Below are 16407 nucleotides of genomic sequence, written 5' to 3' on the forward strand. Positions count from 1 at the left end.
TTAAAACGATAGAATAAAAATTACCCCTTGTGAATATATTTTGATATAAGACAAGGAGGGATTATTTGTGGAGCTCATCAAGAAGAATATTCATATGAATAAATTAAAATGTAAAAGTAGTGTGCAACTCACACTAGATGATGATTTTAATGTTCCAGATGTCAAACCGGATATTGATAAAATAGTAAAAGAACAAGGCGAAATAAAGATTAATGAAGTGAAAGCAATGAATGGTAAAGTCTTAGTGAAAGGTTCACTACACTTCCACATCCTTTATATTAGCGATGATAGAAATATATCAATACATAATATGGTAGGTGAGATTCCATTTGAAGAAGTCATCAATATGGATGATATTAATCAGGACGATAACGTTTCTGTAAAATGGGAATTAGAAGATCTTACTACTAGCCTTATTAATTCGAGAAAAATTAGCGTAAGATCTATCGTAAGTCTTAATTTCTGTGTAGAAGATATCTATGACGAAGAGACTGCGGTATCCGTTGATGGTGAAGAAGAAGTAGAATCAAAGAATAAGATAATTGATATTACTCAGATTGCCATTAATAAGAAAGACACCCACCGAATTAAAGACGAGATTACGATTCCATCTAATAAGCCAAACATGTTTGAAATTCTATATAGTGAAGCGCGTTTAGAGAATATGGATCATAGGATATTGGATAATAAGATCAGTTTAAAAGGTGAAGTCGCATTCTTCATATTGTATTCAAGTGAAGAGGAAGATCACCAGATACAGTATCTTGACTTGGAACTTCCATTCAGTGGAGTTATTGATTGTTCTGGAGCTAGTGAAGATATGGTGGACGATATTGATATTAGCATTCTCTCTAAGGATCTGGAGATCAAGCCAGACTCAGACGGAGAAGAGAGAGTGATTGATGTTGAGGTAGTCCTCGATCTAGATATTAAGGCATATGAAGAAGAACAGTTAGAGATTCTAAGTGATGTGTATTCAACACAGAAAGAATTAACACCAACGGTAAGAGATGCTTTTTATGAGAATCTAGTTGTTAAGAACAATAGTAAGGCAAGAGTCTCAGACCGTATAAAACTTGATAATAACCAAGCTCGTATTCTACAAATATGCCATAGTAGCGCAACAGCTAAAATTGATGAGATGGAATATGTGCAGAATGGAATTGCAGTTGATGGTGTACTGTATATTCAGATGTTATATATTACGGATGATGATAACAAACCACTTGGTTCATTAAAAGGAGTAATACCATTTTCACAAACGATTGAAGCAAAAGAAATCAATGAAAATAGTATATATAATATTAAACCAAGTGTAGAACAATTAAGTGTAATCATGTTGGATAGTGAAGAAGTAGAGGTGAAAGCTTCTGTTAATCTCAATACTTTGGTATTTGACAAAATTAAAGAACCAATTATAACAGATGTTGTAGTAGCAGATATTGATGTGGATAAATTGCAAGAGATCCCAAGTATTGTAGGCTATATTGTGAAACCTGGGGATAGTTTGTGGAATATTGCAAAAAAATATTATACAACTGTGGATAATATAAAAGAAGTAAATGAGTTAGAACATGATACAATCAAAACAGGAGATAAGATCTTAATTATTAAAAAAGTAGATATTGCATTCAGTTAAATTCAGTATAAATACATTTGAATTATAATGAAGTTATACATAATAAAATCAACTAAGCATATATAAAATGTCTTAGTTGATTTTATTTTTTGTATCAATATTAGAGTTATTTAAATAAGCCGCTTACTATGCTTCTGAGTTGGATGAATCTTCCGATGTAGTAGTTGAAGATTTCTCCCACTCATCAAATTTTTTCATAGTTGCGTCATATGTATCCTTACATATGGAAGGAAGTTCACCACCCCATGCTTTTTTCGCAGCAGCAAACCCTTTTTCTACAGCGTCACGCATCTCGGATACTTTAGATGGGTCTCCACCAGTTAGAGCTTTGGCGAAAGATAAAAGGCGATCTGATGTTTGTTCAACACCCCAGTAACCATTTTCTGAAATATCATCTTGCGCTTGTTTTGCAACATCTTCATCAACGGTGTAATCACCTTTTCTTAAGAATTCGTAGATATCAGTGGATTCATCAAATTTCTTTCCTTGTTTTAAAAGCATTTTCTCAACGAGACTGCGAAGTTGACTTGTTCGTCTATCTGCTTCAGCCTTTAATTTCTCAATAGTAGTAGTATCCCTCTTATATAGACTTGTGGAGTCGTTGTTGTTAGTGCCTTTTTTGGTAGGTTCATATACAGCAGCAGTACTAGCTGTATTGGAAGTAGTTACTGATGCTTTGTCATTTTGTGATCCTTTTACTGTTTCTTTTGAATTATTCTTTGAATAACTTACCGTATTACTTGTAACTCCATTTACACTCATGTTTTAAACCTCCTTGAATTGAGTAATATAAGTAATGTAACTTATTAATTGCTTATACTATATATCGGATAGGGAATAATGTAAATTAAGAGCAGTTATAGAAAATCATGAAAAATATGTTATTGCATTTCTTATGTACTGTGTGTATAATGTACAGTATACAAGATACAATGCCTCTGTACAATCAAAAGACAACAGATGGCAGCAAAGGTGGAACGATGAATCATATAAAATTAAAGGCATTCGCTAAAATTAATTTAGGTCTTGATGTAATAGGAAAACGTGAAGATGGTTATCATGAAGTCCGTATGATTATGCAGACAGTTAATTTATATGATAAGATATCTTTAAGTAAGACACAGTCAAATGAGATTACATTAAAGACAAATCTACACTATTTACCTACGAATGAGAATAATTTAGTATATAAAGCTGCAAAAATGTTGTTAGATGAATTTGAGATTAACCAAGGTGTGTTTATCAACCTTGAGAAGAAGATTCCAGTAGCTGCAGGAATGGCAGGTGGAAGTGCGGATGCTGCCACAACTATGGTTGGAATTAATAAGCTTTTTGACCTTTCCTTATCCAAAAAAGATCTAATGGATAGGGCAGTAAAACTAGGAGCAGATGTACCTTATTGTCTTCTTAGAGGAACAGCTTTGTCAGAAGGAATTGGTGAAGTGTTAACTCCATTACCTGCAATGCCAAAGTGTCATGTGCTGATAGCAAAACCAGGGATTAATGTATCTACTAAATTTGTTTATGACAACCTGAATATAGAAAGAATAGAGAAGCATCCAGATATTGATGGAATGATACAGGCGATAAAAGATCAGGATCTATACCAAGTTACAAGTAAATTAAGTAATGTACTTGAGACAGTTACAATCAAAGAATATCCTGTAATTAACGAGATTAAAAAGCAAATGATAGAGATGGGAGCATTAAATTCTATCATGAGTGGTAGTGGTCCAACGGTATTTGGTATCTTTGATAATTATAATAAAGCAAGTAAAGCATTTTATAAATTAAAAACAAGTGAATTAGCCAAAAACGTTCATTTAGCTAGTTTATATAATAGGATGGATCAGTAAACTAAAAAGGAAATCTTGTTAACATAAATAGGGGGATTCAGACAATGGAAGATAAGTTAAAAGTAACCTTAAATGAATACTTACCATTACGAGATATCGTATTCAATACATTAAGGCAAGCGATACTAAAAGGAGAGCTAGAACCAGGCGAAAGACTAATGGAGATTCAATTAGCTGATCGTCTAGGTGTTAGCCGTACACCGATTCGAGAAGCAATTCGTAAGTTAGAACTTGAAGGTCTAGTTGTTATGATACCAAGAAAAGGTGCTGAAGTAGCAAGAATTACAGAAAAAGATCTGAATGATGTTCTTGAAGTAAGATGTTCATTAGAAGAATTAGCTGTAGAATTAGCTTGTGAAAAGATAACGAAGGAAGAATTAGAAGCTTTAAGGAAGTCTATGGATGATTTTAAGGCTGCAATTCATGAAAAAGATGTAACAATCAGTGCTGAAAAAGATGTGACTTTTCATGATATTATTTTCCAGGCAACAAGAAATGACCGTTTAATACAGATACTAAATAACTTAAGAGAACAGATGTATCGTTACCGTGTGGAATATCTAAAAGATCTTGAAAGCCATGCAATCTTAGTAAATGAGCATCAAGAAATATATGATAGTATAGAGAAAAAAGATGTAGAGAAGGCAAAAGAGAGTATAAAGAAGCATATCTACAATCAGGTTGTTGGTGTTAGTAAAACAATTAAATATGAGCGTTAGTTTTCACTTTATTTATGGAGTCCTCATAAGCGATTATGGGGGCTCTTTTTTGCTGTAAAAGAGTGCGTGTGAAGTCCCCAGGGTAGGTTGACGAGAATATGGCAGTATGCAGATACGGGGAGCGGTTTCGGTTAAAGGAGTATAAGAAGTTCTAAATAGAGTGTAATCACTGAAAGCATGATAAGAATGAGATAACTCGCACAAGACGCTCAGACAGATCTCATTCTTATCATTGGCGTGATTACAATCTATTAAGAACTTCTAATACTCTTTAAGACGAAATCGCTCCCCGTATCTGCATACTGCCATATTCAGGCGAAGGTTTTGAAGGGGACTTTTAAGTACTGTGTATAAAGTTTTAGAGTCAAAAGAGGGATATTCTGTTTAAAGCTATTTTAGTTATTTAAAAAAAGTAATTATCAGTTTAGACCATTTAAAGCTAGAAGAGAAAATCTGCATAAAGTTGTGAATTAAAAATAAAGGAAAAAAGGTTTTATGTATAAAGCTATTTAAAACCAAAAGAAAAAAATCCACATTAATAGCAGATTATAAATTAGATACGAAAATAGTGATATTCTCCATAAACTTGTATTTAGAAATTGAAAACCAAAATAGGGATTTCTTGCATAAAAGAAGAAAGATACGTTTATAATAACCTCGTTAATTGAATGAAGACTTATGAGTGTTTTGTTATATAAATGGGCCAAACATTGCTCTTGCGTTTTTTATGTGTATTACGTGAGTTTTAAAAAGAATATAGCAAATTCATTTTAAATAACTAAAATATTATTTTTTAATTATTAGTAGAAATTATGATAGAAAGGAAAGGTGATAGAACATGGATATCTTACATGATCAGGATAATATGGTAACTGCCAAAATCTCAACCAACCTTAAGGAGAATATTGATATTCTAGAAGCATTATTTGTAGAGTGTTCGGATGTGATTAAGAGAACTCTGGTGATTGGAAATTACAATAAAGTACAGATCTATATGATTTATATTGATGGTATGGTTAATAAGGAATTACTTGAGGAAGATACGATAAAGAACTTGATTTTCAAGATGGATGATCTTCCTAGTGATAATCAATATGAATATATTAAGGAAAAGGGGTTAAGAACTGCTGATATTGGCGAATTATTGACAATGCAGAATATTACTCAAACTATATTAAGTGGCGATACGGTCTTACTAATTGATGGCTATGATAAAGCAATTAAGATTGCAAGTAGATTCTATCCAAATCGTGGTGTCCCTGAGACTAAGACAGAGGTAGTTGTTAGAGGTTCAAAGGAAAGCTTTAGTGAAGTACTTATAATAAATCGAAGTCTGATTCGAAGAAGAATAAGGGATACAAAGTTAAAAGTTAAGCCAATTCAAGTCGGAGTTCGTAGTAAAACCGATATATCAATTATGTATATAGAAGACCTTGTCCAAGAAGGTTTGGTAGATGAAATTGTTAATAAGATCAATGATTATGTTATTGATGGAATCTTTGATAGTGGTATGCTTGAGCAATTAACGGAATCTTCTTGGTATTCGCCATTTCCTCAGGTTCAATCTACTGAGAGACCGGATAAAGCAGCATCTGCTATATTAGAAGGTCGCGTTGTGGTGATGGTGGATTGTTCACCTATGGTATTACTGTTTCCAACTACGATTGTCTCTTTTTTTCAAGCATCGGATGATTATTATAATCGTTGGGAATTAGCTAGTATTACAAGAATACTACGTTATATAGCAGCATTCTTTGCAATTGCATTGCCGGCATTTTATATTTCGGTAATTAACTTTCAGCCAGAGATTATCCCTACACCGTTAACACTATCGCTTGCTGCGGCAAGAGATGGGGTGCCGTTTTCTGTTGTTATAGAAGTAATCGTTATGGAAGTAGCATTTGAGCTAATAAGTGAAGCGGGCATACGGCTTCCTGGCCCAATGGGAAGTACGGTTGGAATTGTTGGAGGCCTAATTATAGGTAATTCTGCTGTAGCTGCTAATCTAGTAAGCCCAATTATAGTTATTATTGTTGCGTTAACAGCGATATGTTCCTTTACAATACCAAATGAAGCGTTTGCACAAGCATTTCGATTAAATCGATATCTTCTTATTATATTATCCGCTTTTTTAGGTTTTTACGGATTCTTATTAGGAATTATGATTATTGTGACACATTTAGCAGGACTTAAGAGCTTTGGAATACCATATTTGATTCCATTTGCTGTTTGTGAAGTGGATAAGAATAGTGAAACCAGAGATTCCATCTTACGTTTTCCAACCTTTGCTTTAAAGGAAAGGCCTGCTTATGCAAATCAAAAACAAAAGATTAAATTGAGAAAAAAGAATAAATAAAGAAAAAAGAATAAATAAAGAAAAGTCACAGGGATATGTGATAGTTAAAGGAATCAAAAAAGGAAAGTAGGTGTAGAATATTTGGTTATTGAGGATAATAACAAGATTTCTTTGAAACAATCTAGAAAAATGCTTGTTTTTGATCTCTTTAGCATACCGGGTCTTATCGTTCCCTATTTGGCAGCAAATACAGCTGGAAGGGATGGTATTCTAACAATTATTATAGGGACTGTATTTGCAATACTTTATGCAATTATAATCCTGAGGTTGAGCAGTTGCATTCAAGGAGGGTTTATTGAATACTCCCAAAGAAGTGTAGGTAAAATTTTAACAGCATTTTTTTATTTGTTTTATTTGGTGAAATTATTTGCAACGCTTGTCTTTTCCGTTGCTTTCATGGGAAGTATCATTCGAGATACTTTTTTAGTAGATACTAATTTTAATATAATTATTGCAATTTTATTGTTAACTTGCTCGTACACAGCATTTCGAGGAGTGGAAGTAAGAGCAAGGGTCATTGAGTTCTTATATTATATTGTTTTAGTGCCTATTATTATCTTATTGTTACTGGGAATCAAAGGAATAGATATTAATAACTTAGCTCCAATAATAACTTCAAGTGGAACAAATATTATTGCAGGTAGTTATTATGTACTGCTTGCGTATTCAGCAATTGATTTATTTATCATAATACCAGCGTTTCTTTGCAAGCCAACTAAGGCTAAAATTAAATTTAATTGGTCAATTGGATTTATTGGGCTTTTCAATCTCTTATTATTCTGCGTTACAGTTGGTAATCTCGGAGTAGTTGGAACTACTAAGAAATTATGGGCGACTGTAACTGTTATGCAGATGATTAAAATGCCAGGTGGAATGATTAAGAGGCAAGATGGTATCATGTTATCGTTATGGTTACTTGCTGCTTTTACTTTTATAAGCATGTTAATCTTTTATTTATCATACCTAACAAATAAAGTTCTTGGTCGAAAGGATTATCAGTACTTTATTTTACCTTTTGTTGTAATTGCCTTTTTAGTTACACTAATTAAAATAGATATAACCACTCTTTTTGAGTATTATGGGAAATATATGGCCTATATAGGATTTCCACAATCCATTCTAATTCCTGTCATTATAGTATCAATTGGTAAATTAAGAAAGATTAAGGGAGTAGAGGAGGAGAAAGAAGATGAATAGAGAACATATGAAATGTCTTAGAAAGAAAATCCTTTGTTGTTTCTTCTTTCTGCTTTTTTTCTCATTCCTATTTACTGGATGCAGTGATATGGTAGAAATAGAAGATAGGGACTTTGTACAGGCACTAGGAATTGCAGTGAGTCAAGGTGAATTGAAGGTTAGTTATGGGCTTCCTGATGTCTCGGCACTTACAGGACAGCCCGCAATGAAGGGTGATAAATTATTCGTTAGTTTCAGTGGAAAGAATTTTAATGATATTGAAGAACAGTACGGATATAATTCAGAGAAGAAACTAGATTATAATCACTTGCAAGCTATTATATTTGAAGCTTCTGCAATACAGAATCCACAATATATGAAAAATGTATTGCTCTATATAGAAGAGAATTATGATATTGCTAGGAATACAAAAGCTTTTGTTACAACAAGTCTAGTTGAAGATGTTTTAAAACTAGATGAAACAATGAGCGGAAGCGTAGGAGATTATTTAGAGAGTTATTATAAGAATAATCGGAGTAAACATCTAAAAGAGGAGTGTACCATAGGAGATTTGATTACGGCTATGAATAATAAGGATCAAGTAATTCATATTCCTATACTAACAATTCAGAATAAGCGTTTTAAAGTAGATGGTATTGGTATCTTTGATGGGGAGACTTGTGAATGCAAAGAGTATATGAGTGAAGAAGAAAGTAAGTATTTATATTTAGCGGATGGTAAAGTTAAAGAGATAAGTGTTGCATTAGCCGATGGTTATGCGATTCGTATTAATGATGTAAAAACAAAATATACTTATTCATTAAAGAATAATATACCTTACATCCATCTTGACTTAAATGGTGAGGCAAAGTTAGTAGACTATGATGTTAATGTGACCAATATAAGTGATAAAAGTAAAAGGTTGAATAAAACAATGATAGAAAAACAAGTGAATAATCAAATAAAAAATATTCTAAATGGTTATTTTAAAAGTTATGTAAAAGATAAGAATATTGATTTCCTAAATCTATATCGCGAATCAGGCATAAGAAGTCGAACCATTTGGCTTCGTTATAGGAATAATCAAAAAGCATTCCTAGAGGATGCAGATTTTAATGTGGGCGTAAAGATAGACTTGGATCATAATATATTTGACAAATAATAGAAACATTAGAGCGTCAAAAGTCATGTTTTAGTTTATCGAGTGTATATTGATGTATAATTATTAATTATGACTGGAAAAGTCCCTTATTGTAGTTTAGTTTGAATATCACTGTATAGATATGCGTGTTGTTTTTTTGATTAAAGAAGTATAAGAAAATCTAAATGAAGAAGGAATCCTTCAAACATAATCAGATGGAGCGAACTCGCTGGAAAGCGCTCAGACAGCACTCCTTCTGATTATTGAAGGATTCCTTCTTCATTAAGATTTTCTAATACTCTTGAAAACAAAAATACAGCACGCATATTTATACAGTAATATTCATTATACTTTTTGAAAGGGACTTTATCAGTGATTCCAGGTCATTTGCCTAGCAAACCATGATATAGAGATGTGCAAATGATAGAATTCGGATAACAAAATAAAAAAATACAGTATATCATGTTTGAGATAGAAAAAAATGGAAACAATATATCCTATAAGAAGTATGAGTAAGAAGTAAGAAAGTTTGATAAGGAAAAAGAGCGAATTCTTATCAGACTTTCCTATAACAACTAACTTTGATATTATCACATCTCCTAGATTAAGAAGATGGATAGAATCCAAAGTATAAATAGGAGGATATATGAGCAGATCAATCTCAACAATACATAAAAGATCAAATCCAAAAAGATCAAATCGAAATAATATATATTTATTATTTATAATATTAATAGTGTTTCTTGTAGTTAATATTATGCCAATGGATAGTTGCAGTGCTGATAGTAAGCAAATTCAAGAAGGAATCGCAAATGAAATAATACGTTTGCATGTAATTGCAAATAGTGATAGTAGAGATGACCAGGCATTAAAGTTAAAGGTAAAAGATGCAGTTGTAAAAGCTATGGCAGTTAAATTTAAAAACATTAATTCAAAAGAGAGAGCCAGACAAGTAATTATTAAGAATATTCCAGAAATTAAGAAGATTGCATTACATGCTATTAGGGAAAATGGTTACCAGTATGGAGTGAAAGTCTCTTTATCGAATACTTATTTTCCTACAAAAATATATGGCGATATGACCTTTCCACCAGGGGTGTATGAGGCTCTAAGAGTTCAAATTGGTGGTGCAGAGGGTAGAAACTGGTGGTGTGTTATGTTTCCTCCATTGTGCTTTGTGGATACGACCTATAGTATCGTTCCAAAGGAGTCCAAACATAAGCTAAAGAAGTTGCTAACCAATGATGAATACAATACAATTCTGGGAAAAGAAAAAGTAGAAGTTAAGGTAAAATTCCGTTTCATTGAGATAATTAAGGATATATTTTAGAATATTTTTTAGCTGATGTTTTAGCTGTCCATTTTACTTTAGGTTAAAAATGTATTGAATAATTGGCTCATAAAGAGTAAAATTATATAGTATCTAGAACAAATGTTGTGTTACGTGGTAATACAAAGACACATGAATCAACATTGTTATGAAAATACTAGGTATAAATACCCTTATATTGAATAGGATATAATACTGTTAATTATCTAGAAGGATTCGAGAGTTAAAAGCTTTGTTTTAGTTTAATGAGTGTACATCGCTGTATAATTATTAACAAAATATCTTCAAGGAGTTAATAGTAAATATTTTATAAAATAGAAGAAAGAAAGGATTTCATCACGATGAGTAAAAAGACAGTAGCAGTTATATTTGGCGGACAGTCCTCAGAGCATGAGGTTTCCCTTATTTCAGCAACAACAATTATTTCAAATATAAATAAAGATTATTATGATATAGTAATGATTGGTATTACAAAAGAAGGTAAATGGTTAAAAGTAGATAGTATAGAGGATATTACTTCTGGTGCTTGGAAGGAAAGCAAAGTAGGTGCAATTATCTCTCCAGATGCAACGAACAAAGGAGTGCTATTAATTGAGAAATCACAAATGACTTTACAAAAAGTTGATGTGGTATTTCCAGCATTACATGGAATGTATGGAGAAGATGGAACCATACAAGGGCTATTAGAATTAGCTAAGATTCCTTATGTAGGATGTGGAGTTGTAGCATCAGGTGTATCTATGGATAAATTCTATACTAAGATAATCGTGGATACGTTAGATGTAAGGCAGGCAGAATATGTTCCAGTTCTAAAAGGCGAATTAAAAGAAATGGATGCAGTAGTGGAGAGAATCGAATCGAAACTTTCTTATCCTGTATTTGTCAAGCCTTCGAATGCTGGCTCTTCCCAAGGAGTATCAAAAGCTAGCGATAGAGATGGATTAGTAGCAGCATTAGAACTCGCTGCTAAACATGATAAAAAGATTCTTGTAGAAGAGACAATTATAGGTAGAGAGATTGAATGTGCAGTGCTTGGTGGAAGAGATCCTAAGGCGTCTGGTGTTGGTGAGATTCTTGCAGCAGCAGATTTCTATGATTACGATGCGAAGTATAACAATGCAGAATCTAAGACAGTAATTAATCCAGAATTACCAGAGGGTGTAGCAGAAGAAGTAAGAGATAAAGCAGTTAGGATATTTAAAGCAGTAGATGGCTATGGTTTATCAAGAGTTGATTTCTTCTTAGAAAAAGGTACGAACGAAGTAGTATTTAACGAAATTAATACACTACCTGGATTCACTTCGATTAGTATGTATCCTATGCTTTGGGAAGCAAAAGGTATTGGAAAACAACAATTAGTCGAGAAATTAATTCAATTAGCATTTGCAAGAAGTAACGACTAGGAGGATATTTGGTATGGCAAGTAATGCTCCTATTGGAGTATTTGACTCTGGAGTAGGTGGACTTACCGTTGTTAGAGAGATTATGAGGCAGATTCCCAATGAGACAATAGTATACTTTGGGGATACTGCCAGAGTACCATATGGTAGTAAATCTAAAGAGACAGTAACTACATACTCAAGACAAATCATTAAATTTTTACAAACACAAGAGGTTAAAGCAATTGTTATTGCATGTAATACAGCAAGTGCATTTGCACTAGAAACAGTTAAAGATGAGATTGATATTCCTATTATTGGAGTAGTAAAACCAGGTGCAAAAGTTGCAGCTGAGACGACTCAGAATGGAAAGATCGGAATTATTGCAACAGAAGGTACCATAAGCAGTGGAATCTATAATGAGCTAATCACGAAGATTAATCCAGAACTTAAGGTATATGGTAAGGCGTGCCCCCTATTCGTTCCACTTGTGGAAGAGGGCCTAATTGACGACCCAATAACGTTAGAAATGGCTTCCCGCTACATAAAGGAATTGCAAGAGTATGATATTGATACGCTTGTATTAGGTTGTACCCATTATCCATTGCTTCGTCATACGATTCAAAAGGTTGTAGGAGATAAGGTAAATCTAATTAATCCTGCATTTGAAACTGCAGTTCGTCTTAGAGAACTATTATTGCAGAAGAATATTGAGAGTAACACTTTAGAAACTAATCATAAGTTCTATGTGAGTGACGGTGCAGAAAAGTTTAAGACATTTGCCAATACGATATTACCTTGTGATGTTGCAACAACAAAGGATGTCAATATAGAACAGTATAAGTAGGCAATAAAAAACGGAAAGGCACAGGTAAAGTATAGAATGACAAAGGATGTGTTAGTTTCTGTTGCAGGTTTGCAATTTGAAGTTGATCAGGATGCACCCATTGAAGTAATTACTACTGGAGAGTACTATTTTAAGAACCAGAAGCATTTTGTTTTATATGAGGAAATCTTAGATGGTTACTCTGAAGTTACAAAAAATACGGTTAAAGTATCGGATAAACAAGTAGAAATCATGAAAAAGGGTTCTAGTAATGTGCATATGATTTTCGAAGAAAATAAGAAAAATATGACGTATTACAATACACCATTTGGAGAGCTACTAATTGGAATTCATACTACTTTAATTGATGTGAAGGAAGAAGAGGATAATATCCAGATTAAGATTGAGTATATATTAGATGTAAATTACAATTATATATCCAATTGTGAGATTACCATTCATATCAAAGCAAAAGGTGAGAAATAATACTGAAATAATATCGAATTTTATAGAAGTGAATATAAATAAAAAGGACATCTCGTGAAGGGATGTCCTTTTCTACGATATAGTTTGAGCAGATTAGACCAGCTCTTAAGCTAACTATATTGTTTTATATTATAAATTACTTTGTATCTTTTCTTAAAACTTTATTTTTCATTTTCTTAAAGAAACCTTGTTTCACTGGTTTTTGATCAAGGTTTGTACGAAGCCCTTTAACATCCATGATGTAGATACCATTAACTACTGCTTTTACTTCTTTCTTTAATGGAACTAGATCAAAAATCTTCTCATCACAGATCATAGTCATTACTTTTGGTCCGATTTTTGCTTTTACGATTGGCACTTTCGAACGTCTTAGATATTTTGGAGTCTGATCAACAACAATCTTAGGTAGATTTGCCTCGGTTAACTTCATACGTTTTTTATCTATTACAAGCATAGACATGGTCTGTGCGCCAATCTTCATTTGCGCTTGACTTGCTTCTGATTTCTTTTGCAATCTGCTTCCAAAAATATACAAAGCAACTAATGCTCCAATAGCTACTACTAATACAACCAAAAATACAATAGTCCAGATATTCACTTATTTCCCTCCTTATATTCAATTGTAACGATTTATTTTATCATTTTTGCCCTGATAATTCAAGTAGTACAGATATATAAGTTATTAATACTTCACAGTTGATAGATACATTTTTTGATAGTGATGATTAATTTACTGATAATTGACTTCGTTTTTTTTAAGGGTATCTTTTAAAATATCTTGAACGTGTGCGCCTAAGTATTTTTTCTGTTCTTTGGATAAGTCTTCTACACGTACAGGCTTGCAATATTCTACAATCACATGACCCTTTTTTATCCAAGGCATGTGGAGTTCGAGCAATTCATCGGTATGACTCATTGCAACAGGAACAATCGGAGCTCCGGATTTTTCAGCCATCTTTAGGCTTCCTTCTTTAAATGGAAGCATCTCTTTTTCGTGATTTCTTGTACCTTCGGGTGCTATAAAAATAGAATGACCATTTTTTAATAAATTTACACCTTCTAGAATTGTTTTTAGACCTTCTCTTGCATTTTCACGGTCTAAGAATAAACAGTGAAGATACCTCATCCATCTTGCGATACAAGGAATATGTTCCATTTCTTTTTTGGCTACAAAGCCTGCTAATTTGCCAACTGTGGTGTAGCCAATTAGGATATCAAAATAACTTCTATGGTTAAAAACAAATAACGCAGCTTCCTCTTTTGGAATATTTTCTTTTCCTTTTACGGTAACTTTGATTCCACACAGAAATAAGATCATTCTAAATGCAGTAACAACGATTGCTTGCGAACTTTTAACTTTTAAGCCTGGGTTAATTTTGCCAATGATAAATTCTATTAAATATAGCGGAAGGCTAACAATAGAATAAACAATTAAAAATAGTATAACCAATAAACTACGCATAACGTATCCTCCTATAGAAAGCGTAAATTCTTCATAGCATGAGTTGCCCGACAAATGACCTGTTCAGGAAGTAGTCTAGGCAATTTGCAAGATTATTGTAACAAATAAAAAATGGTTATACAAGTTGCATAACCATTTTTTATCGATAAATAATTAAAGACGGACTTATTCGGAGCCTTCAGAAGGAGCAGTACTTGGGCTAACACTTGGAGCAGTACTTGGTTCTTCTGTTGGTGCCGGTGTATCATTATTGTTATCAGAATCTCCATTATCAGGATCACTAGTATGATGTGTAGGAGCTTTCGTAGGAGCAACGGTTGGAGAAGGAGCCTTAGTTGCCTGAGGCTTCTTGGTAGCAACAGGTTGCTTTGTCGGAGTTGGAGACGTAGTGGTTTGTGCATTCTTATCACCGTTATCCTTAGTACTTGCCGATGGAGAAGGAGATGGCGTTACACTTTCAGTTGGTGTTGGAGATGCAGTAGGGGTAGCACTTGGGGTAGGTGTTGCAACGGTTGTTTTCTCTTTTAAATCACTAGGATCTACATCCACGGTGCTTGATTTCTCATTTTGTTCAATAAGTTTCTTACTTGGAGTATAATTGTAGTATTCTTCAAGTGTTAAATTATTCTCATAGAGATATATTGCTAAGTCTTTCCCTACATAACGGATATGCCATGGCTCATAGGAATATCCAGTGATATCACTCTTATTCTCTGGATATCTTATGATAAATCCAAAGCGATAACAGTTTTTTGCTAACCATTGACCTTCTTTCGATTTACCAAAGATCTCTTCTAATGCATAGCCAACTGATTTGGCAGATACATCGATTGCTAGGCCAGTTTGATGTTCACTGTATCCTGGCATAGCAGAATATTGGTTGGTATGAGCAACGCCTCTGCTTCTAATATTTTTGGTATAGATTGATTCCTGTCTCTTATAGGAACGATAAGCAGAAACACCATATAGTGTATAACCATCGTCACTAGCAGCTTGAAATAAATCTTTTAGGGCAGAAGCTGCTTCTTTTCTCATTAACTTCTTTTCGTCAAAATAACTTATGTTAAATAATACATCTGGTACGACTAAATCATCTGGTATGTAATCCGAAGGTAAGCGGTATTCTTTATTAACAAGTGCAGTCATGCTATCGGGAACGGTATCTATCTTATCCGCTTTACTATGTATGCTAGTATCATTGGTATTATTTGATTTTGAATCAGATACTTTATCAGAGTCGGTGCTATCAGAGCTCTTATTGGCGTCTTCGTTATAATAATGCTCAAAAGCAGGTGTGGTATTATTTGCTTGCGCTAGTGAGGCATGTACAAAATAAGCGCCAATACTAATTACGATAATTCCACTCGAGATTAGAACAATTAGTTTTTTCTTTTTCATGAAAAACAGATCCTTTCTTCATTAAAGGGGTAAGCCCATGAGAGTCATTGCTTAGATAACCTTTTAACATCTACGATTATATCACATATAGTAGAAAAATCTATAGAATTGTAAAAAATAATCGAATCATTTTTGGTGGAAGTATTACCAAATCGGGAGGTGGTGGGAATCTTGCTGTATGCATGTACGTGCCTAGAGGTTGGTTAAAGGAGCATAAGAAGTTCTAAATAGAGTGAAATCACTGAAAGCATGATAAGAATGAGATAACTCGCACAAGACGCTCAGACAGATCTCATTCTTATCGTTGGCGTGATTGCGCTCTATTAAGAACTTCTAATACTCTTTAAGACAACCTATAGGCACGCACATGCATATAGCAAGAATCATACTACTTTATTGGTTTTTAGATGAAGTTGGGTTCCGGTATGATATTAATTGTAAACGTATTTGGCTTGAAAGACAGTTGAATAGATTCTTTATAAATATAAATTTATAATATTCGATAAAGCAAATTTAAAAATGATAATAATGGTAAGATTTAGATAAATAAGCTATACTTTACCTAAGATTATATCAGATACAATACCGTTTACGAATTAATTAGCACCTGATTATAATAGGAGGTGATTCAACGAAGAA

14 protein-coding genes are annotated in these 16407 nt (G+C 33.2%); 10 read left to right on the plus strand and 4 right to left on the minus strand.

All coding sequences use genetic code 11. The features are described 5' to 3' along the window. Window positions 1-67 precede the first annotated feature (67 nt). Entirely contained in the window at window positions 68-1639 is a 1572-nt protein-coding gene (locus bsdtb5_RS00570; RefSeq protein WP_271714116.1) for a DUF3794 and LysM peptidoglycan-binding domain-containing protein, read from the plus strand. Between the two features lie 126 nt (window positions 1640-1765). On the opposite strand, the gene bsdtb5_RS00575 is transcribed toward bsdtb5_RS00570, so the two are convergent. Next, the gene (locus bsdtb5_RS00575; RefSeq protein WP_271714117.1) at window positions 1766-2401 is read right to left on the minus strand and encodes a hypothetical protein; all 636 of its coding nucleotides are present in this window, start codon (window positions 2399-2401) and stop codon (window positions 1766-1768) included. Between the two features lie 218 nt (window positions 2402-2619). Between bsdtb5_RS00575 and ispE the strand changes: the two genes are divergently transcribed. The 9 genes from ispE (at window position 2620) to bsdtb5_RS00620 (ending at window position 12908) form a co-directional block, all read left to right on the plus strand. Further along, the gene (ispE, locus tag bsdtb5_RS00580; RefSeq protein WP_271714118.1) at window positions 2620-3495 is read left to right on the plus strand and encodes a 4-(cytidine 5'-diphospho)-2-C-methyl-D-erythritol kinase; all 876 of its coding nucleotides are present in this window, start codon (window positions 2620-2622) and stop codon (window positions 3493-3495) included. A gap of 44 nt (window positions 3496-3539) precedes the next feature. Beyond that, entirely contained in the window at window positions 3540-4214 is a 675-nt protein-coding gene (locus tag bsdtb5_RS00585; protein ID WP_271714119.1) for a GntR family transcriptional regulator, read from the plus strand. Between the two features lie 838 nt (window positions 4215-5052). After that, window positions 5053-6570, plus strand: coding sequence for a spore germination protein (locus tag bsdtb5_RS00590; RefSeq protein WP_271714120.1), 1518 nt, complete (start codon window positions 5053-5055; stop codon window positions 6568-6570). Between the two features lie 81 nt (window positions 6571-6651). After that, window positions 6652-7767, plus strand: coding sequence for a GerAB/ArcD/ProY family transporter (locus bsdtb5_RS00595; RefSeq protein WP_271714121.1), 1116 nt, complete (start codon window positions 6652-6654; stop codon window positions 7765-7767). Then, the gene (locus tag bsdtb5_RS00600; protein WP_271714122.1) at window positions 7760-8908 is read left to right on the plus strand and encodes a Ger(x)C family spore germination protein; all 1149 of its coding nucleotides are present in this window, start codon (window positions 7760-7762) and stop codon (window positions 8906-8908) included. Before bsdtb5_RS00595 ends, bsdtb5_RS00600 begins: the two co-directional genes overlap by 8 nt. A gap of 625 nt (window positions 8909-9533) precedes the next feature. Then, entirely contained in the window at window positions 9534-10217 is a 684-nt protein-coding gene (spoIIR, locus tag bsdtb5_RS00605) for a stage II sporulation protein R (protein ID WP_271714123.1), read from the plus strand. A gap of 341 nt (window positions 10218-10558) precedes the next feature. Beyond that, the gene (locus tag bsdtb5_RS00610; protein ID WP_271714124.1) at window positions 10559-11620 is read left to right on the plus strand and encodes a D-alanine--D-alanine ligase family protein; all 1062 of its coding nucleotides are present in this window, start codon (window positions 10559-10561) and stop codon (window positions 11618-11620) included. A gap of 13 nt (window positions 11621-11633) precedes the next feature. After that, window positions 11634-12443: a glutamate racemase gene (murI, locus tag bsdtb5_RS00615; RefSeq protein ID WP_271714125.1), complete on the plus strand. Its 810-nt coding sequence runs from the start codon at window positions 11634-11636 to the stop codon at window positions 12441-12443. Between the two features lie 36 nt (window positions 12444-12479). Further along, window positions 12480-12908 (plus strand): DUF1934 domain-containing protein, encoded by a 429-nt coding sequence (locus bsdtb5_RS00620; protein WP_271714126.1) that lies wholly within the window; start codon window positions 12480-12482, stop codon window positions 12906-12908. 136 nt (window positions 12909-13044) lie between these two features. Here the strand turns inward: bsdtb5_RS00620 and bsdtb5_RS00625 are convergent, their stop codons facing one another. The 3 genes from bsdtb5_RS00625 to bsdtb5_RS00635 all read right to left on the minus strand — a co-directional run bounded on the left by bsdtb5_RS00625 (window position 13045) and on the right by bsdtb5_RS00635 (window position 15768). Beyond that, window positions 13045-13506: a hypothetical protein gene (locus bsdtb5_RS00625; RefSeq protein ID WP_271714127.1), complete on the minus strand. Its 462-nt coding sequence runs from the start codon at window positions 13504-13506 to the stop codon at window positions 13045-13047. Window positions 13507-13638: 132 nt separating this feature from the next. After that, window positions 13639-14370: a lysophospholipid acyltransferase family protein gene (locus tag bsdtb5_RS00630; RefSeq protein ID WP_271714128.1), complete on the minus strand. Its 732-nt coding sequence runs from the start codon at window positions 14368-14370 to the stop codon at window positions 13639-13641. Between the two features lie 165 nt (window positions 14371-14535). Further along, window positions 14536-15768, minus strand: a complete 1233-nt coding sequence (locus bsdtb5_RS00635) for a M15 family metallopeptidase (protein ID WP_271714129.1) — start codon at window positions 15766-15768, stop codon at window positions 14536-14538. Window positions 15769-16407 lie beyond the last annotated feature (639 nt).

The organism is Anaeromicropila herbilytica (assembly GCF_016591975.1).
Classification (GTDB): Bacteria; Bacillota; Clostridia; order Lachnospirales; family Lachnospiraceae; genus Anaeromicropila; species Anaeromicropila herbilytica.

Excerpts from the sequence above, each read along its gene's own strand:
- bsdtb5_RS00575 (WP_271714117.1), bottom strand. The coding sequence starts at position 2,401 with ATGAGTGTAAATGGAGTTACAAGTAATACGGTAAGTTATTCAAAGAAT.
- ispE (WP_271714118.1), top strand. The coding sequence starts at position 2,620 with ATGAATCATATAAAATTAAAGGCATTCGCTAAAATTAATTTAGGTCTT.
- bsdtb5_RS00585 (WP_271714119.1), top strand. The coding sequence starts at position 3,540 with ATGGAAGATAAGTTAAAAGTAACCTTAAATGAATACTTACCATTACGA.
- bsdtb5_RS00590 (WP_271714120.1), top strand. The coding sequence starts at position 5,053 with ATGGATATCTTACATGATCAGGATAATATGGTAACTGCCAAAATCTCA.
- bsdtb5_RS00600 (WP_271714122.1), top strand. The coding sequence starts at position 7,760 with ATGAATAGAGAACATATGAAATGTCTTAGAAAGAAAATCCTTTGTTGT.
- spoIIR (WP_271714123.1), top strand. The coding sequence starts at position 9,534 with ATGAGCAGATCAATCTCAACAATACATAAAAGATCAAATCCAAAAAGA.
- bsdtb5_RS00610 (WP_271714124.1), top strand. The coding sequence starts at position 10,559 with ATGAGTAAAAAGACAGTAGCAGTTATATTTGGCGGACAGTCCTCAGAG.
- murI (WP_271714125.1), top strand. The coding sequence starts at position 11,634 with ATGGCAAGTAATGCTCCTATTGGAGTATTTGACTCTGGAGTAGGTGGA.
- bsdtb5_RS00620 (WP_271714126.1), top strand. The coding sequence starts at position 12,480 with ATGACAAAGGATGTGTTAGTTTCTGTTGCAGGTTTGCAATTTGAAGTT.
- bsdtb5_RS00630 (WP_271714128.1), bottom strand. The coding sequence starts at position 14,370 with ATGCGTAGTTTATTGGTTATACTATTTTTAATTGTTTATTCTATTGTT.
- bsdtb5_RS00635 (WP_271714129.1), bottom strand. The coding sequence starts at position 15,768 with ATGAAAAAGAAAAAACTAATTGTTCTAATCTCGAGTGGAATTATCGTA.